The organism is Lelliottia sp. GFLA7, from assembly GCF_056490165.1.
Genome location: NZ_JBWLAQ010000102.1, coordinates 1 through 425 on the forward strand (window position 1 = coordinate 1; position 425 = coordinate 425).

The 425-nt window shown below is 66.1% G+C and carries 1 protein-coding gene; it reads right to left on the minus strand.

Annotation, left to right across the window (positions count from 1 at the left end; genetic code table 11):
- Window positions 1–425, minus strand: a 425-nt coding sequence (locus AC07RN_RS21360) for a ParA family protein (RefSeq protein ID WP_478337279.1), incomplete at both ends; no start/stop codon positions are given.

Consider the following 425-nt stretch of genomic DNA (forward strand, 5'->3'; position numbering starts at 1 on the left):
CTGCCATGCCGAGCGTTCCGGGATGACGGTCTTTGCGACCAGGTCGCCGTAGCCGTCGCGGAGTTCCTGCTCGCGATGGATGTGCTCCCCGAGGTTGCGGCGCTTGTTGATGACGATCTTCTCCACGACCAGGCGCGGATTGGGCCGATGCTGCACCTGGGCGATGGTTTCCTGGATGCTGATGACCCCGCGCACGCTGTCGGCGGCCGCCTCGGTGACAACCAATACGCCGTCAGCGGCACACAGTGCGGTGAACAACAGCTTCCCGAGGCCGGGCGGGCAGTCGATCAGGATCGCGTCGTAGCGGCTGACGTCGATCGCTTCGATCGCGTTGGCGAGGCCGTAGACGACCGCGGGGTCGGCGTGGGATTCGATGTGGGCCAGGCTCTTGTTTCCCTGGATCAGGTGCACCCCCGCCCATGGGG